We start from the raw sequence: 23,973 nt of genomic DNA, 5'->3' as shown, positions 1-23,973 counted from the left end.
AGGTATCCGCAGAGTGGTCTACATTTAAAGGGGCCGACGCTGCGCAGGTCATTTAAAACACTGGAAAAAAGTTCGCAACGTCCGGCAGCCATGTTCGCAGATTGCGCTCTCCATCAGGCTGGCAATCTGTCATGCCGTAAGCCTGATGGTTGAGGAGCAACGTTACGTGTTAACCCTGCTTAACTTACTGTCTGCCGTTGCGCTTCTGGTCTGGGGCACGCACATTACGCGCTCCGGCATTATGCGTGTTTACGGGGCCGATTTGCGCCGGGTGCTCAGTCGCAGCGTGGAAAAGAAGCCGATGGCGTTTCTTGCCGGTATCGGCGTAACGATGCTGGTGCAAAGCAGTAATGCCACCACGCTGCTGGTTACCTCGTTTGTGGCTCAAAATCTTGTCAGCCTGACACCCGCTCTGGTAGTGATACTGGGCGCTGACGTCGGTACGGCCATTATGGCGCGCGTCCTGACATTCGATCTCTCCTGGCTTTCCCCGCTGTTTATCTTTTTTGGCGTGGTTTTCTTCCTGAGTCGCAAACAAAGCCGGGCAGGTCAGCTTGGCCGGACCAGCATAGGTCTGGGGTTAATTCTGCTGGCGCTACAGCTGATTGTTGAAGCCGCCCGACCGATTACCCAGGCGGCTGGCGTGCAGGTTCTGTTTTCCAGTTTAACCGGTGACGTCATGCTGGACGCTCTGCTCGGAGCGGTCTTTGCCATTATCAGCTACTCCAGTCTCGCCGCCGTGCTGATTACCGCCACACTGACCGCCACAGGCGTGATCGCCTTCAAAGTGGCCCTGTGCCTGGTAATCGGCGCGAACCTGGGCAGCGGCTTACTGGCGGTTATTAACGGCAGCGGATCCAATGCGGCCGGGAAACGCGTTGCAATGGGCAGCTTTCTGTTTAAGCTGACGGGCTGTGTAATAATTCTGCCCTTTGTTGAAACCGTAGCGGGCTGGCTGGATAAACTGCCCGTTAATGACGAAGAGCTGGTGATCTTCTTTCACGTTTTCTACAACCTGTTTCGCTGCATTATCATGGTGCCCTTTGCCGATGCGATGGCACGCCTGTGCCGTCGACTGATTGCGGACGATGCCGAAAGTGACGTCACGCTAAAACCCAGACACCTTGACAGCAGCGCGCTGGATACGCCCGCTCTGGCGCTGGTGAATGCTGCGCGCGAAGCGTTGCGTATGGGCGACGTGCTGGAGCAGATGCTGGATACGTTTCTGCAGGTGGTGCGCGGCGAGTCGCGGGCAGAACGCACGGTACGGCGGCTGGATGATGATGTGGATGTCCTGTATACCGCCATCAAACTCTATCTGGCGCGCATGCCGAAAGAGGATTTATCAGAGGAGGATTCCCGCCGCTGGGGGCAAATCATAGAAATGTCGCTGAATCTGGAGCAGGCCGGTGACATTATCGAGCGCATGAGCGGGGACGTCGCCGATAAATCTCTGGCTGCCCGGCGAACCTTTTCGCCCGAGGGCCTGAAAGAGCTGGAAGCCTTGCATGAGCAGCTTATCGCGAATCTACGGCTGAGCCTGTCGGTATTTTTATCTCACGATGTTACCAGCGCTAAGCGGCTACGCCGCGCCAAACACCGCTTTCGCCTGAAAATACGCCGCTATTCACACTCGCATGTTGATCGGTTACATCAGCAGAACATTCAGAGCATTGAAACCAGTTCGCTGCACCTGGGCTTGCTGGGCGATATGAAGCGTCTGAACTCGCTGTTTTGCGCGGTCGCTTACACGGTTCTGGAGCAGCCTGACGATGAGCGGGATTATGACTAAAGAAAGTGCGAAGGCCGTTTGGCCTTCGCACTGTGTCTCTCAGGGACGGGATGACGGCTTTTTATCTGTGGGCTTACCGGACCAGTAGCCCGCCAGCAGGGAACCGGAAAGGTTGTGCCAGACGGAAAACAACGCCCCCGGCAGTGCAGCCAGTGGCGAGAAATACAGTTTACCCAGCGTCGCCGCCAGCCCTGAATTCTGCATGCCCACTTCCAGCGCCAGCGTGCGGCAGGTAGATTCATCAAAGCCAAACAGCTTGCCGCCCCAGTAACCGCCGAGCAGACCAATAGCGTTATGTAACATGACGGCGGCGATCACCATCACGCCAACCGAGGCAATAAAGCTCTGGCTACCGGCGACCACAGCACTGATGATCAGCAGAATACACACCATTGAAAAAGCGGGAAGATAAGGCTCTACCCGACGAACCAGACCGTTAAACGTGTGGTGAATGATCAACCCTAACCCGATAGGGATCACGACGATCCTGATGATGCTCAGCAGCATACCGGCAACATCAACCTGAATATGCGTATCCACATAAAAACGGGTCAGCAGCGGCGTGGCAAACACACCAACCAGCGCGGACACCGAGGAGATGGTCACCGAGAGCGCCACATCGCCTTTTGCCAGATAAATCATTACGTTCGAGGCGGTTCCACTGGCAACGCTGCCCACCAGAATCATCCCGGCAGCCAGATCGGGCGGCATGTTAAACAGTTTTGCCAGCGCCCATGCCGCCAGGGGCATCACCAGATAGTGCAGGAATGTACCTGCAAGCACCGGCGCCGGACGGGTTAAGACGCGTTTGAAATCATTGATATTCAGCGTGACGCCCATACCGAACATAATCAGCATCAGCAGATACGCGACCCACGGGCCAATGCCCAGAAAGGTGGTGGGCGAGTAATAAGCCGCGACAGACAACAGGACGGCCCACAGGGGGAACAGACGGGTTAAGTTGGCAAGCATCAACAAACATCCTTTTAGCAAAATCAGCGACGTGCGTGGAATGATGTCCGGCGGCATCACAGTCGGTCAGTAAAAAGCCGGACAGGGTCCGGCTTTCTTTTGATGTCAGCGGCGCTTATTCAAACAAGTTGTGGTGCAGCGTACGCACCACACTTTCCGCATCGTCACCTGGCACCAGGAAGCAGAGGTTATAGCTGCTGGCTCCGTAGCAAATCATGCGCAGGTTAAAGGGCTCAAGTACGCCAAACACCTCTTTACCTACCCCACAGGCTTTCGACAGTTCATTGCCGATTATGGCCACCAGCGCCAGGTTTTCCTCTACTTCCACCCGACACAGGGATGAGAGCTCGGTTAACAACGCCTGGCTCAGCAGATGGTCGCCGGTTGAAGTCGAGCCGGTCGTATCCAGCGTCAACGCGACGCTGACTTCCGAGGTGGTAATCAGATCCACCGACACGTTGTGACGCACCAGGATATTGAACACTTCAGACAGGAAGCCCGGCGTATGCAACATATTCAGGCTGTGCAACGTGACCAGGGTTTGCTTGCGGCGCAACGCCAGCGCTCTGAACAGCGGCGGATTCGCCGTCTCATTGCACACGCGCGTACCGCCTGCTGCAGGATCTTTACTGGAGCCGACGAACACCGGAATGTCGCTACGGACAGCGGGCAGCAGCGTGGCAGGATGCAGAACTTTGGCACCAAAAGTGGCCATTTCAGCCGCTTCTTCAAAAGTGATTTCATCAATACGTTTAGCCGCCGGGACTACACGCGGATCGGTGGTGTAAATGCCCGGCACGTCTGTCCAGATATCCACGCGCGCAGCGTTTAATGCTTCACCCAGCAGGGCGGCCGTATAATCACTGCCGCCGCGGCCCAGCGTGGTGGTGCGTCCTTTTTCTTCGCTGCCGATAAAGCCCTGCGTGACCACCAGAGCGGCGGCAATGCGCGGCTGCAACTGCACACTGACCTGCTCGGCCAGTACGGCGACATCAGGCTCCGCACGGCCAAAGCGATCGTTCGTGCGCATGACTTTACGCACGTCAAACCATTCCGCATTGACCCCGCGCTCACGCAGGATCTCGACAAACAGCAGAGTCGACATGAGTTCGCCGTGGCTGACCAGTTCGTCGGTTAAGGCGCTGGAGGTGGCGAGAGCGGCGGCGTCAGACAGCATGCCGATATTGTCGATAATGCGGTCGATTTCATCGCGGATAACGTCTGGATTGTTCAGGCGATCGATGATGGCATATTGAATGCGGCGGATATCATCGAGCTGCGCCGCGCGTTGCGATGTCTCCTGACCTTCGGCAAGGGAGACCAGCAGATTGGTGATGCCTGCAGAGGCAGAAAGCACCACCAGCCGGGTATTGCTGTCCTGCAACACCACATCGGCGCTACGGTTCATGGCATCGAAATCGGCAACGCTGGTACCGCCAAATTTCGCTACATTCAGATTCAGAGACATTGTATGACCTCGTGTCAGGATACGTTGCCCTCACCCGTTAAGAGATGAGAAACAGTAATTCAGCCTAAGCACAAGGAAAGAGCAGAAACGGGTAAAATCGAATAGACGAGTCACCCAGAAGCGCTCCACCTTGCGAAACGTCCGACTGTGGACGTTTCTGGTGACAACCCAGGGGATTCAGCCCCTGTAGCCGACAGCCAACACACCGTGATGTTGACCACCTCGGCGTCGCTCCCCCTGATGTGTTATCTCTGGATACGGTTCCTCCAACACACTGCCTGGTCGACGCGCCTCTTCTGGCTTGCGCACAGGTGCGCAAGTAGCGCGCATAGATTTAGCGATTTCTGGCCCTGCTGTCAATGACCGTCACGGGACAATTTTTCATGCAGAGCGCACCGGATAACAAATTTTGCCTAATCTCTGCGACTACAGTGCTAAATGGCTTCAGCAACGTCGTCACATTCTGATGCGGCACAATGTTCGTGGGCTGCCGTTGCGCCATACTTTTCAGCCTTTCGCCCATGGAAACAGTCCGAATGATTGCCGCATCATCCACTGCGAAACGGGCTGTATTCGTGCGCTGACACCATCGCACTGACAAAGTTTTTCCTTTCAGTTGCAACTGTGGTCATACTGAAATGCTAACCGGGTACGATGCGACCCCGATGGAATGACGGTTCTTAATATCAACAAGAGTGTTGCCATGAAAAATATCAATCCGACCCAAACCGCAGCCTGGAAAGCGCTGCAAGAGCATTATGAACAGATGAAAACGGCGAAAATCGCCGACCTGTTTGCCCAGGATGCCGATCGTTTTGCTAAATTCTCAGCCACCTTTGACGACCAGATGCTGGTAGATTTCTCGAAAAACCGCATCACGCAGGAGACGCTCGATAAACTGCTGGCCCTGGCAAAAGAAACCGATTTAAGCGGCGCGATTGCGTCCATGTTCTCGGGCGAAAAAATTAACCGGACGGAGGATCGCGCCGTCCTGCACGTCGCCCTGCGCAACCGCAGCAATACGCCAATCAAGGTGGATGGCAAAGATGTGATGCCTGAAGTCAACGCGGTGCTGGCGAAAATGAAAAGCTTCTCCGAGCGCATTATTGGCGGTGACTGGAAAGGTTACACCGGCAAACCGATCACCGATGTGGTGAACATTGGTATCGGCGGTTCCGATCTGGGGCCGTTTATGGTGACTGAGGCACTGCGCCCGTACAAAAACCACCTGAACATGCATTTTGTGTCCAACGTTGACGGTACGCACATCGCCGAAACGCTGAAAGACCTCAGCCCCGAAACCACGCTGTTTCTGGTGGCGTCAAAAACCTTTACCACCCAGGAAACCATGACCAATGCGCACAGCGCACGCGACTGGTTCCTGAAAACGGCCGGCGATCAACAACACGTTGCGAAGCACTTTGCTGCGCTCTCCACCAATGCTAAAGCCGTGGGCGAATTTGGTATCGATACCGACAATATGTTCGAGTTCTGGGACTGGGTCGGCGGCCGCTATTCGCTGTGGTCGGCCATTGGCCTGTCCATTATTCTGTCGATTGGTTTTGAGAACTTTGAGCAGTTGCTGAGTGGCGCGCATGCCATGGATAAGCACTTCTCTACCACGCCAGCCGAAAAGAATATCCCCGTTCTGCTGGCGCTGATTGGTATCTGGTATAACAACTTCTTTGGCGCGGAAACCGAAGCTATCCTGCCTTACGATCAGTACATGCACCGTTTTGCAGCCTATTTCCAACAGGGAAATATGGAGTCGAACGGGAAGTACGTTGATCGCACAGGCCAGCCGGTGACCTATCAGACGGGCCCGATTATCTGGGGTGAACCCGGCACCAACGGCCAGCATGCGTTCTATCAGTTGATTCACCAGGGCACCAAACTGGTACCTTGCGATTTTATTGCACCTGCCATCAGCCACAATGCCCTGGCCGATCACCATCCTAAGCTGCTGTCGAATTTCTTTGCTCAGACCGAAGCGCTGGCATTTGGTAAGTCACGCGAAGTGGTGCAGAAAGAATTTACTGATGCGGGTAAATCGGCGGAATCTGTCGCGCACATCGTGCCGTTTAAAGTGTTTGAAGGGAACCGCCCGACCAACTCAATTCTGTTGCGCGAAATCACGCCATTCAGCCTGGGCGCGCTGATTGCGCTCTACGAGCATAAGATCTTCACCCAAGGGGCAATTCTGAATATCTTCACCTTTGACCAGTGGGGCGTGGAATTAGGCAAACAGCTGGCTAACCGTATTCTGCCGGAGCTGGAAGATGACAGTAATATTACCAGTCATGACAGTTCGACTAACGCCTTAATTAACTGCTACAAGAAATGGCGCTAATCGTATAGTGACAGAGGCGGCCTGCCGGCCGCCTTTTTTTTGTCATCACGATCGGGCACGCTGCTTTTTATCTGAAAAGCCTGCTGGCAGACTGGAAAATTCTTAAAATGCACTGCGGCAATTCTGAACCTCGCGCTGCGCAGAGCGCATCACCCTACTAAAAACCGGATCTAAAACGGTAAGCCAATGCTTCTTACCTCTTGTTTTATAAGGTGATTGTATTTTACGCTTATTCAGGTAATTCCGATTATTCTCATTCCGTACCAAAAGATACTAAATAAGTAGAAACCGCTTTGCTTTCCTCTTACTCACAGACAAATATCCGGCCTTTCACGGTAAATCCACCAATTTAAAATAAGTTAACGCTGAATCCGCTTAATTTGCCCCGTTTTTTTACGCGTCATTTACCAGGTTTTAAGACTACTCAACTCTGGTATTTTGTTGCCCTATACTGGACGCGCCCATAATGGGTCTGTCCTTCGGTTTGCGATAACCGTTTATTCTGTTTCGCGAATGTGTTGGATAGCAATCCTTCATTCAACCAATGTAGGTGTTGTTATGAAAAAACGCATGATTGCCGGTCTGGCATTACTCGTCGCCGTCTCTTCCAGCGCTTATGCGGCACCGGAAGAAGCTGGTGCCGCAGCAGGCGCACAGGCGGGGACAATCTCCGCAGGTACGACTACCGCTGTAGGTATCGGCGTGCTCGGCGCGTTAGTAGGACTCGGCGTTGCCGCTTCTGGCGGTGGTGACGGGGCAAATACGGGTACAACTACCACGACCACAACGGGCACCACACGTTGATGGGTACCCTGATTCTTTAGGCTGCAGCAAGGCCGCGAACGTGTGAGTCGTGATGCATTTACGCAGGTGAGTGTGTTGCGACGAGGATGCCAGCGTGTCGGCAGCTGAAAGAACAGAGGTATGGGAGCATTAATCATAACCACACATTCGTGTGGTTATTTTTACTTTGGCATCATTTATCAGGGACACATTGTGCGCCAACTTCCGCTGCTGCTCGTTTGCCTGCTGCTGCAGGCCTGTACACAAACGCAAAAAGGACTCGAACAGACGGTGATAATGGCCATCGAAGGGCCAAAAGATGTCACTGTCACGCCTCAGGAAATTGATGCGCTGCCCTACGCCAGCCTGTATGCACGCATTAATGACGGCCCACGCATTTTTGTCGTGCTGGGTTACAACGAAAACGGCCAGCAAAAATGGATTACGCGTGACCAGTCCATGCTGGTAACGGCCCACGGCAGGCTGATTAAAACGCTGGGCCTGCCCGACAACCTGATGAACGTCAGTAACCTGCAACAGGATCCGCTGGCGAAAGGCCTGTCGCTGACCAACGGCCAGCACTGGACGCGGATTGTGCAGTGGACCGGGCAGGGCAAATTCCAGAGCGCCACCGTCAGTTCCACTTTCGAGCGTGGCGATGATGAAGTTCTGACGATTGCCGGAAACCGCATCCCCTGCCGCGTCTGGCATGAGGCGTTACGTATCGACAGCCTTGGCCGTGAGTGGCAAAACACGTTCTGGATCGATAACAGCAGCGGTCAGGTCGTGCAATCCCGACAGATGCTTGCTGCCGATACCTTCCCTGTTGAAATCACCATTCTGAAACCGGCGAAATCATGAAAAAAATAACGCTATTGTTGGCAGGCGTGAGCCTGCTTACCAGTCTGGGTGCCCGTGCCGCAGGTCAGGTTACCGTCCATGCCCCGCAGGACACCGCCAGTGTGCAACTCAATCAGGTCGAAAATCTGGCGCAGTTGGTGACACAGCCCGCCTTAATGGCCCAAACCGACTGGCGACGGGCCGTGATTGCTGAGCAGGGAGCGACAGCCCAGGCCCGGCAGCAGTATCAGCAGGCCCTGGCCGCGCTGCGTACCTGGCGGGCCGACAGCAGTGGTGAACAAGCCGCCGCCATTGACGCGGTGATTCGGCAGTTCAGCAACATGAAGGTGACGGGCCGTCAGTTCGTCACGCTGGATCCTGATCGCATCCGGCTGCATTCAGCAGACAACCGCCGCCTGGACGGGCGTTATGATCTCTATCTCACTCAGCCCAGTCATCATGTGCTGCTGCTGGGCGCGATTGCCGGAGCCGGACGCGAAGCCTGGCAACCGGGCAAGTCCGTGCGGGAATACCTGCATGACCATCCACGGCTGGCCGGCGCAGAACGCAATTTCGCGGTTGTGATTGCGCCAGACGGAACGACGCAGAACGTCCCGATTGCTTACTGGAACCATCGCCATGTCGAACCTGAACCTGGCAGCATTATTTTTGTGGGCTTTTCCTCATGGAGCCTGCCAGGCGCCTTTGACGATCTGAATAGCCGCCTTGTTTCTGTTCTGACTCACCGGATACCAGACTGATGAAAAAACGTTATCTTCTCAGCCTGTTGGCTGTTTCAGTAGCAAGCGCCTGCCAGGCGCAGGCGGAAATGTATGAGGCGCCCGTCACGCCGTCGCAGTCTGATTTCGGCGGCGTAGGGCTGATGCAGGTACCGACTGCGCGAATGGCAAGAGAAGGCGAATTCAGCCTTAACTTCCGCGATAATGACCAGTATCGCTACTATTCCGCCTCATTACAGCTTTTCCCCTGGCTGGAAACGACTGTGCGCTACACCGATGTTCGGACACGACGTTACAGTGCGGTAGAGAGTTTCAGTGGTAATCAAAGCTATAAAGATAAAGCCTTCGATCTGAAACTGCGGTTGTGGCAGGAAGGATACTGGTTACCTGAAGTCTCGTTCGGTACGCGCGATCTTGGCGGTACCGGCTTATTTGACAGTGAATATCTGGTCGCCACCAAAGCCTGGGGGCCCTTTGACTTTACGCTGGGCTTTGGCTGGGGCTATCTGGGTAACAGCGGAACCGTTTCCAACCCCTTCTGCTCTTACAGCGACAGCTTCTGTCAGCGCCCGGGCGTGGGACAGGCTGGCTCGATTAACGGTTCTCAGATGTTTCACGGCCCTTCTGCCGTGTTCGGCGGTATTGAATACCAAACGCCGTGGCAGCCGCTGCGCCTGAAAGTGGAATATGAAGGCAATGATTATAAAGATGATTTTGCCGGACGCCTGCCGCAGCGCAGTAAAGTTAACGTCGGTGCGATCTACCGCGTAACTGACTGGGCGGATATCAATGCCAGCTATGAGCGCGGCAATACCTTTATGTTCGGCTTTACCATCCGGACTAACTTTAACGATATGCATCAGGATCATATCGACAGCCCTAAACCGGCCTATGATCCGCATCCGCAGCCGAAATTGCTGGAGACCACGGTGACAGGCAATCAGCTGTCTGCGCTGAAGTACGACGCAGGCCTGGCGGGCCCGAAAATCCAGACCAAAGGCAATACGCTGTATGTATCGGGCGAGCAGACCAAATATCGCGATACCCGCGAAGGGGTCGACCGCGCCAATCGTATCATCATGAACAACCTGCCGGACGGCATCGATACGATTAACGTCACAGAGTCGCGCTTCAATATGCCGCAGGTGACGACAGAAACGTCCGTTGCCAGCCTGCGTAATGATCTGACTGGCTACCCGTTAGGACATGAGCAGTCTCTGCAGCAGGTACGCAAAAATCCGGTCGATCCGGGTCAGACCGAGCAGGGGATGTTTATTCGCAAAGATCGCCTGGATTACGGTCTGTCTCCGGTACTCAATCAGTCTGTCGGCGGCCCGGAGAGCTTCTATCTGTATCAGGTCGGCGTCATGGGCAACGTCGATTACTGGCTGACCAATCATCTGCTGGTCAGTGGCAGCCTGTTTGCTAACGTGGCAAATAACTATAACAAATTCAACTACAACGGTGCCCCCGCCGATTCCACCCTGCCCCGCGTGCGTACGCATATTCGTGACTACGTTGAGAACAACGTTTACGTCAACGATCTGCAGGCTAACTACATGGATTATCTGGGCAATGGTTTCTACGGCCAGGTCTATGGCGGCTATCTGGAAACCATGTACGGTGGTGTCGGGGGCGAAGTGCTTTATCGTCCGGTGGACAGCAACTGGGCGGTGGGCGTAGACGCCAACTATGTGCGCCAGCGTGACTGGAACGACATGATGCGGTTTACGCATTACGAAGCCCCGACCGGCAACCTGACAGGTTACTGGCGGCCGTGGTTTGCGGAAGATGTGTTGGTTAAGGCCAGTATCGGCCAGTATCTGGCGAAGGATAAAGGCGTCACGCTGGATGTCTCTAAACGCTTCGACAGCGGCGTCATGGTCGGCGTCTATGCGACCAAAACCAATGTCTCCTCTCAGCAGTACGGCGAAGGCGACTTTACGAAAGGTTTCTACATTTCCATCCCAATGGATCTGTTTACCGTGACGCCAACGCGTGGCCGTGCGCAGATTAACTGGGTTCCGCTCACCCGCGATGGCGGTCAGATGCTGGGACGCAAGTACCAGCTGTATGACATGACCTCGGATCGCGATGCGCGGTTCAACTGATAAAGAGGGCAGCCTGCGGGCTGCCTTCTTTTTTGTCTGCGTCGTCCTCAGCTGAAAGGCCCGCGCGCCACGCCGCTCACCGACGTGTTTTTACAGCCGCATAATCTTCCATCCGATCGCGCTGGCTTTGCGCCACCGCAACATAGCGGCTGGCCAGGATGACTAAAATATCTGCCTCACCTTGACGCGCCTGACCACATCGCAAATTACCCCCACAGGTTTCATTCCAGCGTGTGCCTTCACATCCGGTCAGGCCCGGCGGATTGCGGAGACGGAGAGCAGGTCTGACCAGCGCACCAGCGTTTGCATTTACGGTGATTAAAACGAAAATGGTTTCCACTATGTGAAAGGAGAAACTCTATGGCTACGCCTGTTACCGCCAAACGCGGTAAAAAACCTCGCAGCACGTCGGCACCTCCCGCTCCGGCTGGCGGTCAGGTTCAGTCACTGACACGGGGGCTGACGTTGCTGGAGTTGATCGCCAGTTCACAGGGTAGCGTGGCACTTACCGAACTGGCACAACAGGCGGGTTTACCAAACTCGACCACCCATCGTCTGCTGACCACAATGCAGCAGCAGGGCTTTGTACGCCAGGTGGGCGATCTGGGTTTCTGGACAATCGGCGCGCATGCGTTTGTGGTTGGAAGCAGTTTTTTGCAGAGCCGCAACCTGCTCGCGCTGGTGCATCCGGTGTTACGTTCACTGATGGAGAGTTCGGGCGAAACGGTCAATCTGGCGGTGCTGGACCTGAGCGACTTCCAGGCGGTTATTATTGACCAGGTACAGTGCACGCAGCTCATGCGCATGTCCGCACCGATCGGCGGCAAGCTGCCCATGCATGCTTCCGGAGCGGGCAAAGCCTTTCTTGCCCATCTCAGCGACGACAAAGTGACCGCGCTGCTGCACCAGAAGGGCCTGCATTACTACACACCCAATACGCTGATGTCTCCGCAGAGCCTGAAAACTAACCTGGCACAAATACGTACCCGTGGATTTTCTTTCGATGACGAAGAGCATGCGCTCGGCTTGCGTTGCGTGGCGGCACCCATTTATGACGAACACGGCGAGCCTTTTGCCGCGCTGTCGATTTCGGGTCCAATTGCCCGCATGACTGACGATCGCATTACCGAACTGGGCGCGCTGGTCATTCGGGAAGCGCGCCAGGTTACCCAGGCTTACAGCGGTCGTTAAGGAACGGGCTTCGCACCGTGCGCGAGTCCGGAAATCGACGCGTAGATCACTGGCGCGATCCAGCGCGCCAGTGGCTGATGGCCTGTCATATCAGGCGCTTAGTAAACCTTTATAGACGGCATCACGCACCATCACAGGAAACTGCCCATTCACCCCCTCCGGTGTGGTATTGGTCATGGCGACCACGCACAGCGCGTTTTGACGATCCACGAACCAGGTGTGTCCATACGCTCCACTCCACGACAGCGTACCGGCTGACTGAGGCGACAGGGCAGCATCCGGATCCACCAGCAATGCCCAGCCCACACCAAATCCCCATCCCGGCCCCTGCGTAGCCCAGTTTGCCGTCACGTGTTCCTGCGTCATGTAGTCAAAACTTTCACGCGTGATTAGCGGCGCGCCTTCACGCCGGACGGTTTCCAGCACTTGCATAAAATCGAGGGCCGTTCCTGCCATACCGCCGCCGCCGCACGGCCAGGCATCGGGTTTGAGAATACGGCCGGGGCTAAAAATCGCGGCGCCTTCACCGAAAGGGATCTGCTGATTATCACGCATGACTGAAGGCACCGGGTTGTCGTCCGTGTAGACCGTGGTTAGTCGCGACGCGTCTCTGACACTAAACAGCGTGTCTGCCATCCCCAGTGGGCTCGTTATATGGTGATTCACCAGTTCTGGCAGGCTTTTACCGGTCGCCCGCACCATGATTTCACCGAGGACATCGATGCCCAGGGAATAACGCCAGCCGGTGCCGGGACGGAACTGTAACCGGGTGCCCGCAAGGCGCTGCAGATTCTCTTCCAGGGTGAGTCCGGGCTGATAGTCGATGCCGTCTGACACATTGCGTGAGTGATAAAGCGAATCCGCCGGGGCGGAATAACGATAGCGTAAACCTGACATATGGCTCAGCAAATGCCGCACCCGGATAGTGGCTGGCTCACCGTTCTCAAGGCAGGGACGGAAATCCGGAAGCCAGCGGGTGATATCGTCGTCCAGTGTGATATCCCCTTGCTCGATCAGGCGCATGGCGGTCAGGCTGACAATGGGTTTGGTGAGTGACGCAAGACGGTATATCGCATCCACAGACATGGCTTTATTTTGCTCTCTGTCCGCCCACCCCGCCGCCCGTTGATAAATCAGTTTTCCCGCCTGAGCCACCATCACTGTGGTACCCACAACACGCTGGCTATTAATCGCATGATCAATAACCGCATCCATTGCGGCTTCGAACTTTGCCGGGGCAGGAGAGAGTCCAGAGGTAAAATAAAACATAATGAAGTCCTTTTTTAATCAGAAGTAGTGAGAAAGATAAAACATCCAATCTCAGGCAATATTTAATCTTTAAAGAATGTATTCACTTAGATAATTTAATAATGAAAAATAAAAACCAAACCACAATGGTTAAACTAGATAACATCTCATCATTAAATAACACACGCCTTACATAATAACTCTCTCCCCTTTTCAACTGGTCAACCAATAGGGAATTTGAGTCTACCTTATCGGCATCCATAGTATTTGTGACCGACCTCTTTTTTTTAAAAGGGCAGAATGATTACCATGCTCTACGCCGAAAATACGCGTATTAACGCATCAGTACAAATAACATCGCACCTTTTAGAGAACACAGAGCGGGGCATTATTCTGGTCAACCAAAATTTACCACGCTAAATAACGGCGTTAAAAATTACTATTTATTTAACAAAAAATACTCACCTGCATTAAAGACTGACAACGCAAACACACACCCGCGTTGTTTATTCTTTAGAGCTTTATTTAAAAGTTCGCATTAATTTTTCACGCTTATACGACACCTGAATGCGTCTGAGCGCCACTCCGATTTTATTAAGGGAATATTATGACAACGTTAGCACAGCCCGTGCGCAGAAAAGTGGGGACAGGCACCGCCATTGGCTATGGCATTACTGATATTTTTGGCGGTGGGTCCATGGCTTTAATCGGTACATGGTTACTGTTTTTTTATACGACGTTCTGTGGGCTTTCAATGCTGGAAGCCAGCTCAATTTTTGCTATTGCCCGTATTATTGATGCCATTCTGAGTCCGGTGATGGGATATATCACCGATAAATTCGGCAGTACCCGGCTCGGTAAGCGCTTTGGTCGCCGTCGCTTCTTCCTGCTCATCAGCGCGCCAATGATGTTTGTTTACGCGCTGGTCTGGGTCAGCGACATGAACTACTGGTACTACCTTGGCACCTACCTGGCGGTAGAACTGCTGGTTGCCATGGTGCTGGTACCATGGGAAACCCTGGCGGCAGAGATGACCAATGATTTTGGTGAAAGAACACGGATGGCCGCCATCCGCCTGACATTTTCTCAGGTAGGAACCTTCCTGACCGCTTCGGTGCCGGGCATTGTGATTCAGTATTTTGGCCAGGATTCGGCGCTGACCTATACCTACACCGGTATTATGTTTTCCTGCCTGTTCTTTATTGTGGTGTTGATTACCTGGTATTGTACCTGGGAGTCAAAAGATATAAACCCGGAAGAGTTTGAACGGCGCAATACGGGTCCCAGCCTCGGATTATTGAGCCACCTGAAAAATATGTTTGTCGAGTTAATGACAACCTTCAAAATAAAAATATTCAGACAACATTTAATTATCTATATCTCTTCATTTACTGCACTGGATATTTTTATTGCTGTCTTCGTTTACTTTGTTGTCTACGGTTTAAATCTGGATGCGGCCAACGCGTCGGCCTATCTTTCCATTGCGACGTCCGTCTCCATTCCTTCCACGCTGCTTTTCATGTTTATGCTGGATAAACTGAATGTCAGGCCCGCCTACGCCATGCGTATTTCCTACCTGTGTATTTTAGGTGTGCTGGGTTATCTGATTTTAATGTTTATCGGCCATTCGGCAGTGTCGTCATGGTGGTTGACCACGCTCATTTTTGTCCTGCTGGGTTTTGGCCGTGCGGGGCTTTACTTTATCCCCTGGAATATTTACAGCTTTATTCCCGATGTGGATGAAATGGTCACGCGTCAGCGGCGCGAAGGCGTTTTTGCTGGCGTCATGACGTTGATGCGAAAAAGTACCGTGGCCGTCGCCATTATGGTGGTGGGTGCTGTACTGGAACACAATCATTTTGTTAAAGGCCAGTTAATTCAACCGGAAAGTGCGCTCAATGCGATTACCGGGCTCCTGGTCTTCGGCACCGGCGGTCTGTTACTGATCAGTTTATATATGACCTTCAAATTTAAACTGACACGCGAAACGCATCGGGTATTGGTGAATGAAATTGATCGCCTCAAGGCAGGCGGCGATAAAGCCGACTGCACACCCGAAACCAAAGAGGTCGTGAAAGCCCTGACGGGCTACGACTACGAGCAGGTCTGGCAACAGGATAAATGCACCCGGCCTTAATCTGGTCGGGTTGACGCGGGTCAGGAAAGGTAAAACGCAAGGCATGCGGATAACCGCCCGGCCCGACGTCATCCGGCTCTGTTCACATACGGTATGGATACGTGATGAAAATTGCCCTATTTTGCATTCTGCTTGTCAGCCTGTTTTTCCCGTCCTCTCCGCTTTATGCTGCCGCGATTAATGACGATGAGGACAGCCTGCGCATTCGTCTGAAAAACGATTTTCGGCGGGCCGACAAACCCAGCGCGGGTTCAGATCGTCATATTTACGCCTGGGTACAGGGTGGGCTGATTGATGTGAATACGCGCTATTACAATGACGTTATCGGCGTGAGCGCGGGAGCGTATTATGTGTACAAGCTGGGTGCAAACGCCGGCTGGAGCACCCGCTATTATCTGGACGGTCACGACAGCTTTGGTGTGGCCATTGGCGCGGTCAAACTTAAACCGGCAGAGAATCTTCGCCTGACGCTCGGGCGGTTTGGGACGGATTATGGTTACGGCAGCCTGCCCTGGCGCATCCCGTTGATCGCCGATAATTCGTCACGCACGATACAGACGATTTCTGAAGGTGCACTGGCCCACTTTGAGGCGACGGAGAATCTGGAATTCTGGTCAATGTGGCGTAAGCGCGCGTTCTATTATGTCGACTCTGCCACGGGCGTGCGTGATGAAGGCGTGATCAATAGCACAACAGGGAAATACCATCCCCATCGGAGCCGCGGCTATCTGGTGGGATCCTGGCACGATGCTTCTTCGCGGTATTCACTGGGTGCCTCTTATCAACAAGATGTATCGACTCAGGTGCAAAGCATCGTCGAAAAAACCTATGCCTTTGCTGACGATCGCGCACTCAAATGGGAGCTGATGGGTTTTTATGGTCAGGTTGAGGGGATGAGTAAGCCTCTCAGTTATCACCACGAGACGGCGTTGATTTCCGGGCGATTAACCTATTCGTTTGCGAATGCCCGGTTATTTGGTGCCGTGGGTAAGCTTACCCATGATATTGATGGTCGCATTATCTATACGGATATTGGCTATCCCGACTCGCTGAGTATTGATCGCAATAAAGAAGGCATGCTGTCTGTTCAGCTTGGCGGGCAATATTTCTTCACCCCGAACGTCGGCGTTATGCTGGGCCCGATTCTTACCCACGGTTATGAAGACAAACAACGCCACACCAGAATCAACGGAGTGGGCCTGATGGGCGCGATCCTGTACAACGTCGCAGAGGGCCCGTTTAAAGGCCTGAACATGTATATTTCCGCCGACAGAGCCAGGGAGAAGCGCCCCGGTAGCTCACTGGGTGACCGGCTCAATTACTGGGATGTGAAAGCCGGTATGCAATATGACTTCATGCTGAAGTAACAAATCATCAGATGAAGTAGTCTGTATGTTTCCAAAGTGGCATCTCTTGATGCCGCTTTTAATTATTCTCGCAATTTATTGTTAAATAAAGAATAAAACAGCGTGCCAACGCGTCAGCCTGCTTATCTTAACGTGCGCTGAACCCTGTTATCCCGATCGTGAGGTGGTAAAATTTTTGCCGCAACGGTATCTGACGGGAGCATCACTATGAGATCTGTCTCTCAGCAACGTCCTTATCAGCAAGTCGCCGCAAAAATCCGGCAGCGCATTGTGGAAACGCCCTATCGCCCGGGCGGGCGCCTGCCACCCGAGCGTGAAATGGCTGGCATGCTTAACGTCAGCCGCACCGTCGTTCGCGAGGCGCTCATTATGCTGGAAATCGAAGGGCTGATCGAAGTCAGACGGGGAGCCGGTATTTACGTCACAGCGCACAGCTCTTCATGCCGTATTAGTGAGGCAAATCCCTCCTTTCACAACGATGCCGGCCCGTTTGAGCAGCTTCAGGCGCGACAGTTGCTGGAAAGCAATATCGCGGAGTTTGCCGCCCTGCAGGCGACACGGGCGGACATCATCAAAATGCGTCAGGCTTTGCTGCTGGAAGAACGCGAGCTGACCTCGTGTTCGCTGGGAAACCCGGAAAAAGGTGATATGCACTTTCATCTGGCCATCGCTGAAGCCACGCATAACAGTATGCTGGTCGATGTATTTCGCCAGTCATGGCAGTGGCGCGAAAACAACCCTATGTGGATTCAGCTGCACAGTCATCTTGGCGATACCCAATACCGTAAAGCGTGGCTGGTCGATCACCGGCAAATTCTTGCCGCGCTGATCAAAAAAGATGCCCGCGCCGCTAAGCTGGCTATGTGGCAGCATCTGGAAAATGTGAAGCAGCGTTTACTGGAATTTTCCAACGTGGACGATCTCGACTTTGATGGTTATCTGTTTGACTCCTGGCCGCTGGCAAAGAGTGACGGCTGAAGCGGTTCCCGTTCCTGGTCGGGGTGCTCTGGGATTTTATGCCGCGGTGCAAGCCTGCTGCCATAGCGCACACAGAAGCGCTGGGCGGGCTGCCAGGCAATAACATCCTCAATATGCCCCTGCGCAATGCGCCGCTGCTGGGCGCGCCACCAGCCCGCGTCAAAAATTTCCGGATGCCGTTGCTGGAGCAGCGCACCGACTTTCGGCTCACTGCACAGGGCATAACGAAAGGTTTCAGGAAAAACATCATCTGGCCCAACGCTGTACCAGGGCTCGGCGCTTAACTCGTCCTCCTCGTAACGCGCCGCAGGCACGTCACGGAAATGGAGTTCCTGCATCGGGCGAATCTCATCGTAGTCATAAAACACCACGCGTCCATGACGGGTGATGCCAAAATTTTTAAACAGCATATCACCGGGAAAGATATTAGCGGCAGCCAGTTGTTTGATCGCGTTGCCATATTCTTCAATGGCCTGAGCACGTTGGCTGTCGCTGGCCTCAGCCAGAAAAAGGTTAAGCGGCTGCATACGACGTTCCAGCCACAGATGACTGATGATCAGGCGATCGCCTTCAATACGCATTTTTCCGGCAATCGTATTCTGGAATGCCACCAGCAGTGCCGGCGTAATGCGTGCGAGCGGCAGCGCAAACTGTTCAAAGGCCTGCGTGTCAGCCATGCGTCCCACACGGTCATGTTCTTTAACCTGCTGATAGCAGGCCCTTACCTGCTCTTCCGTGACCTCTTTTTGCGGAGCAAAGCGATCTTTGATGACTTTGAACACCCGATCAAAGCCCGGCAGCGTAAAGACCAGCATCACCATGCCAGGGATGCCTGGCGCAATCTCAAAGGCGGCATCCGTTTGCTCCAGCGCCTGCAGATATTCCCGGTAGCTTTCCGTTTTGCCATGTTTCTGGCAGCCGATGGCCATATAACGTTCTGCCAGCGTTTTACCCGGTAAGACAGGCTTCAGCCATGCGACCAGCGCGCCGGGTAATGGGGCATAAACCATGAAGTACGCGCGGGCAAAGCCGAACACGATGCTGGCCTCGTTCACATCCGTCAGGCAAGTATCGATCCACAATTCACCTTGCTCGCTGCGCTGAACCGGCAACAGGCATGGCAGGATAGCGTCGGGCAGATGCAGGCGAGCCACTATCCAGGCGGTTTTGTTGCGGTAAAACAGCTCACAACAGACGTCCAGCCAGCCCTGTGCCAGTTGCGCGGAAGAGAACGCCTCATGCAAATGGCGTACGATCCAGGCTTCATCGCGCGCCTGATCCTGCCAGGGCAGCGTCAAAGGCACATCGCGTAGCACCTCATGCAGCAGTGTTTGCCAGCCCCGATCGGGCCGATAGGTTCGCGCCAGTGGACGCGAAACCTGACGTTGTGGCGCAGGCGGTTGCGAGCTGAAGATAAATAACCGTTCCGGCTGTAATGCATGGTGACCATGCAGCCGGCAGTAAACGGAATTGAAAAAGCTTTCAGCAATTTCATAACGCGGATAACCGGGTAACAGGGTTTCATAGTGGTTTTTGATCTTCAGCCAAAAAGCATCGTCCCAGTGCGCCGCCCCGTTCAGTGCGCGCAGTTGATCGGCAACCAGCGCCACATGGTGGTCATAAAGATGAATTCGTGCCTTCATAGCCTGCTGTACGGCCAGCCACTCAGCCTGTTCAAAACGCTGCTGAGCACCCGCCGTAATATCAAGAAAACGGCCATACTGCGCATCGAAGCCCTGCAGAATGGTGTGCGCGATTAGGGATTCACGTGGCGGCATAATCCACTCCTGAAAAAGCCCGCCCACCGTTACCGGGCGGGAAAGACACAGACTTCACTCAAAACTGATGCTCTTCGGTCGATCCGTTCAGCGCCGTAACGGAGGACTGACCGCCCTGAATAATCGTGGTGACCTGATCGAAATAGCCGGTGCCCACTTCCTGCTGATGCGAGGAAAAACTGTACCCCCGCTCCCGGGCAGCGAACTCTGGTTGCTGGACTTTTTCAACATAGTGACGCATGCCTTCGCCCTGAGCATAAGCCTGTGCCAGGTCGAACATGTTGAACCACATGCTGTGAATACCGGCCAGGGTAATGAACTGGAAGCGATAGCCCATCTCACTGAGCGCCTGCTGAAAGGCCGCGATGGTGCTGTCGTCGAGGTTCTTTTTCCAGTTAAACGAAGGCGAACAGTTGTAAGCCAGCAGTTTACCGGGAAAGCGGGCATGGATGGCTTCGGCGAAGCGCTGCGCCATCGCCAGGTCGGGCGTCGACGTTTCACACCACAGCACGTCAGCATAATGCGCATAAGCCAGACCGCGGCTGATAGCCTGCTCAATGCCGGCATGAGTGCGGTAGAAGCCTTCCGCGGTACGATCGCCACGGATAAACGGACGGTCATAGTCATCGCAGTCAGAGGTGATCAGGTCAGCGGCATCGGCATCCGTTCGCGCCAGCAGAATGGTGGGAACACCCATCACATCGGCGGCCAGGCGTGCAGCAACCAGTTTCTGTACGGCCTCCTGGGTAGGCACAAGTACCTTGCCTCCCATGTGGCCGCATTTCTTCACGGCCGCAAGTTGATCTTCAAAGTGGACCGCTGCTGCCCCTGCGCTGATCATCGCCTTCATCAGCTCAAAGGCATTCAGCACGCCACCAAAGCCCGCTTCGGCATCCGCCACGATGGGCAGAAAATAGTCGATAAAGCGGCTGTCGCCCGGTTCAATGCCGTTGCCCCATTGAATCTGATCGGCACGTTGAAAGGTCTGATTAATCCGGGTGACAACCTCAGGTACCGAATTCACCGGATACAGCGACTGATCGGGATACATTTGCCCCGCCAGATTGGCATCGGCGGCTACCTGCCAGCCAGAGAGGTATATGGCTTCTATTCCGGCTTTGGCCTGCTGCAATGCCTGACCGCCGGTTAAAGCGCCGAGGCTATTGACGTAACCTTTGCGCGCGCTGCCATTAAGTAATGACCAGAGTTTACCGGCACCCCGCTCGGCCAGCGTACAGGCTGGCAGAACTGAACCGCGCAGCGAGATAACATCTTGTGCGCTGTAAGGGCGGGTAATTCCCTGCCAGCGTGCTTCCTGCCAGTCTTGTTCGAGTTGCTGAATCTGTTGTGTACGTGTCATGGCAACTACTCCTTATGTCAGGGAAGCAGGCGATAGCCCGGCAGAGTAAGAAAAGGAACCAGTTCGTTTTCGGTAGTGATTTGCGCCATTAATCGCGCTGCTTCCTCATAACGACCTGAACTGAACGTCTTATCACCCAGATTCATCTGCAGCGTGTGCAACTCATCGTTGAGCAACTGCTGAAACAGCGACGCCGTGACCTGCTGCCCATCGCGCAGGGTTTTCTTGTGATGGATCCATTGCCAGATAGAGGTACGGGCGATTTCGGCGGTGGCGGCATCTTCCATCAGGCCGTCAATAGGAACGCAGCCGTTGCCGCTAATCCAGGCTTCGAGGTATTGCAATGCCACACGGATATTGGCGCGCATACCTGCTTCCGTTCGATCGCCTTCGCAGGGCGCCAGAAGCTGTTCGGCCTGCACCGGAGCGTCTTCGTGGCGCAGAACATGAAGCTGATTGGGGTGATCGCCCAGCGCCTGGTTAAACACCGCCATTGCGGTATCGGCCAGACCTGGATGTGCGATCCAGGTGCCATCATGTCCGTTACTGGCTTCGCGCTGCTTGTCTTCCCTGACGCGCTGCAACACCCACTGATTACGTGCGCTGTCTTTACTTGGAATAAGCGCTGACATACCGCCCATAGCAAAGGCACCGCGGCGATGACACGTTTTAACCAGCAACCGCGAGTAAGCATCCAAAAAAGGCTGAGCCATGGTCACGGACTGACGATCAGGGAGAACCCGATCTTCATGTTCCCGTAATGTTTTGATGTAGCTGAAAATGTAATCCCAGCGCCCGCAGTTCAGGCCTACGATATGATCGCGCAGATTCCACAGAATCTCGTCCATCTGAAACACGGCGGGCAGCGTTTCAATTAAGACTGTGGCTTTAATTGTGCCTCGCGCCAGATCAAAACGATCCTCAGCGAAGCTAAAGATCTCTCGCCACCAGGCCGCTTCCTGCCAGCTTTCCGTTTTAGGCAGATAAAAATAGGGACCGCTACCTTTCGCCAGGAGATTCGTGACGTTATGAAAAAAGTAGAGTGCAAAATCAAACAGTCCGCCAGGAATGGCATTGCCCTGCCAGCTGACATGTTTCTCTGACAGATGCAGTCCGCGTACCCGACACATCAGGACTGCCGGATCGGCGCGAAGCTGGTAGATCTTGCCTGTCTCGCTGGTATGAGACAATGTGCCAGCCACGGCTTCACGCAGGGTTTGCTGCCCTTCCATCAGCTTTTCCCAGGTCGGTGCCAGGGAATCCTCAAAGTCAGCCATAAATACTTTCACGTTCGCATTCAGGGCATTAATTACCATTTTACGATCCGGCGGTCCGGTAATCTCCACGCGACGATCCCGTAAATCCGAGGGAATACCGCGAATCGTCCATTCTCGCTCTATGATGGAAGCCGTTTCCATTTCGAAATCAGGTAACGACCCGGCATCGTACTTTTCTTGTCGTGCCTGTCGCGCCGCTAATAACGTATCGCGTTGGGGGGCAAAACGGATAACCAGATCCTGTAAAAACGCGACGGCCTCTTCAGTAAGTAGCTGTTTTTCAAGATGATAAAAGGGCTTCTGGAAGTGTAATTCGTGGGTAATAACTGAGTCTGTCATGCTTGCTCTCTCCTGTTTACAGGCAGATCAACATGGTCGATCCACAAATAGGGTGATTAGTGAGCTACAGGATCAGAGCATATGTATTTTAAATTTAAAATCAAAAACTATTTCCATTTTAATTAAATATTATATTTATATCATTGAAATTTATGGTTTTATTTTTACTTTCCTTTAGGTAATGCCTTTCAAAGCTTTTTAAGGACGAAAAAAAACCGTGTTGCCAGCCAGCTAACACGGTTCAGTTGTAATGAAAGTGCGCTTATTCCAGCGTCGGATTCATATGGCGCAGATCAAACGGCGTAATTTGATAGACGTAATAGTTCAGCCAGTTTGAAAACAACAGGTTTCCATGGCTACGCCATGTGGCGCGTGGATGACGCTGCGGATCATCGTGGGGGAAGTAATTGTACGGCACGTCAGGGTTCAGCCCTGCGTCATAGTCGCGCTGAAACTCTCCCGCCAGTGTTAACGCATCATATTCCGGGTGACCCGTAACGAACACCAGCCTCTTGTCCTTGCTTGCCATCAGGTAGGCACCGGTTTGTTCCGATTCAGCAAATAATTCCAGATCGGTGTAATCGGTGATCAGCTGAGTGGGGAAATCCGCATAACGCGAATGCGGAGCGAGAAAATTATCATCGAATCCCCGCGTCAGTAAGGCATGGGGATGAAGAATCTGATGTTCAAATACGCCTGCAAGTTTCGTCTGTCGGGTTTGTTTAGGAATACCATACAAAATATTCAGTGCTGCCTGTACAGCCCAACAGACAAACAGGGTCGAGGTAACATGATCTTTCGCCCACGCCAGCACCTGCTGTATCTGGGGCCAGTAGGCGACATCGTTAAATTCAACCAGGCCCAGCGGCGCACCTGTAACGATTAAGCCATCATAGTTATCGTGCTGGATGTCCTCAAAGTTACGGTAGAAATTATTAAGGTGATCGCTGGGTGTGTTACGCGATTCACGGCTGTCGATACGCAGCAACTGGACATCAATCTGCAAAGGTGAGTTAGAGAGCAAGCGCAGGAACTGGTTTTCGGTCTCAATCTTTTTAGGCATCAGATTAAGTACCAGAACTTTAAGTGGGCGGATCTCCTGAACACTGGCGCGCGACGACGTCATCACGAAGACATTTTCGTTACGTAAAAAATTCACTGCCGGTAATTCATCGGGAACCCTGATTGGCATGACTTAATCACCTCTTGTAACCATATATACGTTTAGACATCCAGACAGCC

At 53.6% G+C, this 23,973-nt stretch carries 17 protein-coding genes and 1 riboswitch; of the genes, 10 read left to right on the top strand and 7 right to left on the bottom strand.

Annotated elements, in window-relative coordinates; genetic code table 11:
* The first annotated feature begins 166 nt into the window (after positions 1-166).
* Positions 167-1,792: a Na/Pi cotransporter family protein gene (locus tag G5574_RS14725; RefSeq protein ID WP_006121547.1), complete on the top strand. Its 1,626-nt coding sequence runs from the start codon at positions 167-169 to the stop codon at positions 1,790-1,792.
* A gap of 39 nt (positions 1,793-1,831) precedes the next feature.
* Here the strand turns inward: G5574_RS14725 and panS are convergent, their stop codons facing one another.
* Together panS and lysC are read right to left on the bottom strand one after the other, a co-directional pair.
* Entirely contained in the window at positions 1,832-2,764 is a 933-nt protein-coding gene (gene panS, locus G5574_RS14720) for a ketopantoate/pantoate/pantothenate transporter PanS (protein ID WP_033738950.1), read from the bottom strand.
* Between the two features lie 115 nt (positions 2,765-2,879).
* The gene (gene lysC / locus G5574_RS14715; protein WP_006121545.1) at positions 2,880-4,232 is read right to left on the bottom strand and encodes a lysine-sensitive aspartokinase 3; all 1,353 of its coding nucleotides are present in this window, start codon (positions 4,230-4,232) and stop codon (positions 2,880-2,882) included.
* A gap of 110 nt (positions 4,233-4,342) precedes the next feature.
* A riboswitch (Lysine riboswitch) is annotated at positions 4,343-4,536 on the bottom strand.
* A gap of 399 nt (positions 4,537-4,935) precedes the next feature.
* On the opposite strand from lysC, the gene pgi reads away from it, so the two are divergent.
* The 6 genes from pgi to iclR all read left to right on the top strand — a co-directional run bounded on the left by pgi (position 4,936) and on the right by iclR (position 12,247).
* Positions 4,936-6,582 carry a glucose-6-phosphate isomerase gene (pgi, locus tag G5574_RS14710; RefSeq protein WP_033738948.1) on the top strand — a complete coding sequence of 549 codons (1,647 nt, stop codon included), beginning with the start codon at positions 4,936-4,938 and terminating at the stop codon, positions 6,580-6,582.
* A gap of 558 nt (positions 6,583-7,140) precedes the next feature.
* Positions 7,141-7,386 carry an exopolysaccharide production protein YjbE gene (gene yjbE, locus G5574_RS14705; RefSeq protein ID WP_006121543.1) on the top strand — a complete coding sequence of 82 codons (246 nt, stop codon included), beginning with the start codon at positions 7,141-7,143 and terminating at the stop codon, positions 7,384-7,386.
* A gap of 192 nt (positions 7,387-7,578) precedes the next feature.
* The gene (locus G5574_RS14700) at positions 7,579-8,226 is read left to right on the top strand and encodes a YjbF family lipoprotein (protein WP_006121542.1); all 648 of its coding nucleotides are present in this window, start codon (positions 7,579-7,581) and stop codon (positions 8,224-8,226) included.
* Positions 8,223-8,966, top strand: coding sequence for a capsule biosynthesis GfcC family protein (locus G5574_RS14695; RefSeq protein ID WP_164482788.1), 744 nt, complete (start codon positions 8,223-8,225; stop codon positions 8,964-8,966). Before G5574_RS14700 ends, G5574_RS14695 begins: the two co-directional genes overlap by 4 nt.
* Entirely contained in the window at positions 8,966-11,056 is a 2,091-nt protein-coding gene (locus G5574_RS14690) for a YjbH domain-containing protein (protein ID WP_006121538.1), read from the top strand. The genes G5574_RS14695 and G5574_RS14690 overlap by 1 nt, the downstream gene beginning before the upstream one ends.
* A 360-nt stretch (positions 11,057-11,416) precedes the next feature.
* On the top strand, positions 11,417-12,247 hold the full coding sequence (gene iclR, locus G5574_RS14685; RefSeq protein ID WP_164482787.1) for a glyoxylate bypass operon transcriptional repressor IclR: 831 nt from the start codon (positions 11,417-11,419) through the stop codon (positions 12,245-12,247).
* A gap of 90 nt (positions 12,248-12,337) precedes the next feature.
* On the opposite strand, the gene G5574_RS14680 is transcribed toward iclR, so the two are convergent.
* Positions 12,338-13,516 (bottom strand): serine hydrolase domain-containing protein, encoded by a 1,179-nt coding sequence (locus tag G5574_RS14680; RefSeq protein WP_039339084.1) that lies wholly within the window; start codon positions 13,514-13,516, stop codon positions 12,338-12,340.
* 586 nt (positions 13,517-14,102) lie between these two features.
* Between G5574_RS14680 and G5574_RS14675 the strand changes: the two genes are divergently transcribed.
* The 3 genes from G5574_RS14675 (at position 14,103) to uxuR (ending at position 17,977) form a co-directional block, all read left to right on the top strand.
* The gene (locus tag G5574_RS14675) at positions 14,103-15,632 is read left to right on the top strand and encodes an MFS transporter (protein WP_164482786.1); all 1,530 of its coding nucleotides are present in this window, start codon (positions 14,103-14,105) and stop codon (positions 15,630-15,632) included.
* Positions 15,633-15,736: 104 nt separating this feature from the next.
* Positions 15,737-16,999, top strand: a complete 1,263-nt coding sequence (uidC, locus tag G5574_RS14670; RefSeq protein ID WP_164482785.1) for a glucuronide uptake porin UidC — start codon at positions 15,737-15,739, stop codon at positions 16,997-16,999.
* Between the two features lie 207 nt (positions 17,000-17,206).
* Entirely contained in the window at positions 17,207-17,977 is a 771-nt protein-coding gene (uxuR, locus tag G5574_RS14665; RefSeq protein ID WP_054634681.1) for a Uxu operon transcriptional regulator, read from the top strand.
* Here uxuR and aceK read toward each other — a convergent pair.
* The 4 genes from aceK to metA all read right to left on the bottom strand — a co-directional run bounded on the left by aceK (position 17,935) and on the right by metA (position 23,923).
* Entirely contained in the window at positions 17,935-19,755 is a 1,821-nt protein-coding gene (gene aceK / locus G5574_RS14660) for a bifunctional isocitrate dehydrogenase kinase/phosphatase (RefSeq protein ID WP_164482784.1), read from the bottom strand. The two genes, uxuR and aceK, sit on opposite strands and share 43 nt — an antisense overlap.
* A gap of 58 nt (positions 19,756-19,813) precedes the next feature.
* The gene (gene aceA, locus G5574_RS14655; RefSeq protein WP_164482783.1) at positions 19,814-21,115 is read right to left on the bottom strand and encodes an isocitrate lyase; all 1,302 of its coding nucleotides are present in this window, start codon (positions 21,113-21,115) and stop codon (positions 19,814-19,816) included.
* Positions 21,116-21,132: 17 nt separating this feature from the next.
* Complete coding sequence (gene aceB / locus G5574_RS14650) at positions 21,133-22,731, bottom strand: malate synthase A (RefSeq protein ID WP_164482782.1); 1,599 nt, start codon at positions 22,729-22,731, stop codon at positions 21,133-21,135.
* A 262-nt stretch (positions 22,732-22,993) separates the two neighbouring features.
* Complete coding sequence (gene metA / locus G5574_RS14645) at positions 22,994-23,923, bottom strand: homoserine O-acetyltransferase MetA (RefSeq protein ID WP_033738928.1); 930 nt, start codon at positions 23,921-23,923, stop codon at positions 22,994-22,996.
* Positions 23,924-23,973: the final 50 nt, after the last annotated feature.

The organism is Pantoea stewartii, assembly GCF_011044475.1.
Lineage (GTDB): Bacteria > Pseudomonadota > Gammaproteobacteria > Enterobacterales > Enterobacteriaceae > Pantoea > Pantoea stewartii.
Note: the sequence above shows the minus strand (reverse complement) of the source record. Positions and strands in the feature narration are given on the sequence as shown.

What these genes read in the sequence shown, in the direction of transcription:
- panS (WP_033738950.1), bottom strand. Translation starts at nt 2,764, where the DNA reads ATGCTTGCCAACTTAACCCGTCTGTTCCCCCTGTGGGCCGTCCTGTTG.
- lysC (WP_006121545.1), bottom strand. Translation starts at nt 4,232, where the DNA reads ATGTCTCTGAATCTGAATGTAGCGAAATTTGGCGGTACCAGCGTTGCC.
- pgi (WP_033738948.1), top strand. Translation starts at nt 4,936, where the DNA reads ATGAAAAATATCAATCCGACCCAAACCGCAGCCTGGAAAGCGCTGCAA.
- yjbE (WP_006121543.1), top strand. Translation starts at nt 7,141, where the DNA reads ATGAAAAAACGCATGATTGCCGGTCTGGCATTACTCGTCGCCGTCTCT.
- G5574_RS14695 (WP_164482788.1), top strand. Translation starts at nt 8,223, where the DNA reads ATGAAAAAAATAACGCTATTGTTGGCAGGCGTGAGCCTGCTTACCAGT.
- G5574_RS14690 (WP_006121538.1), top strand. Translation starts at nt 8,966, where the DNA reads ATGAAAAAACGTTATCTTCTCAGCCTGTTGGCTGTTTCAGTAGCAAGC.
- iclR (WP_164482787.1), top strand. Translation starts at nt 11,417, where the DNA reads ATGGCTACGCCTGTTACCGCCAAACGCGGTAAAAAACCTCGCAGCACG.
- G5574_RS14680 (WP_039339084.1), bottom strand. Translation starts at nt 13,516, where the DNA reads ATGTTTTATTTTACCTCTGGACTCTCTCCTGCCCCGGCAAAGTTCGAA.
- G5574_RS14675 (WP_164482786.1), top strand. Translation starts at nt 14,103, where the DNA reads ATGACAACGTTAGCACAGCCCGTGCGCAGAAAAGTGGGGACAGGCACC.
- uidC (WP_164482785.1), top strand. Translation starts at nt 15,737, where the DNA reads ATGAAAATTGCCCTATTTTGCATTCTGCTTGTCAGCCTGTTTTTCCCG.
- uxuR (WP_054634681.1), top strand. Translation starts at nt 17,207, where the DNA reads ATGAGATCTGTCTCTCAGCAACGTCCTTATCAGCAAGTCGCCGCAAAA.
- aceK (WP_164482784.1), bottom strand. Translation starts at nt 19,755, where the DNA reads ATGCCGCCACGTGAATCCCTAATCGCGCACACCATTCTGCAGGGCTTC.
- aceA (WP_164482783.1), bottom strand. Translation starts at nt 21,115, where the DNA reads ATGACACGTACACAACAGATTCAGCAACTCGAACAAGACTGGCAGGAA.
- aceB (WP_164482782.1), bottom strand. Translation starts at nt 22,731, where the DNA reads ATGACAGACTCAGTTATTACCCACGAATTACACTTCCAGAAGCCCTTT.
- metA (WP_033738928.1), bottom strand. Translation starts at nt 23,923, where the DNA reads ATGCCAATCAGGGTTCCCGATGAATTACCGGCAGTGAATTTTTTACGT.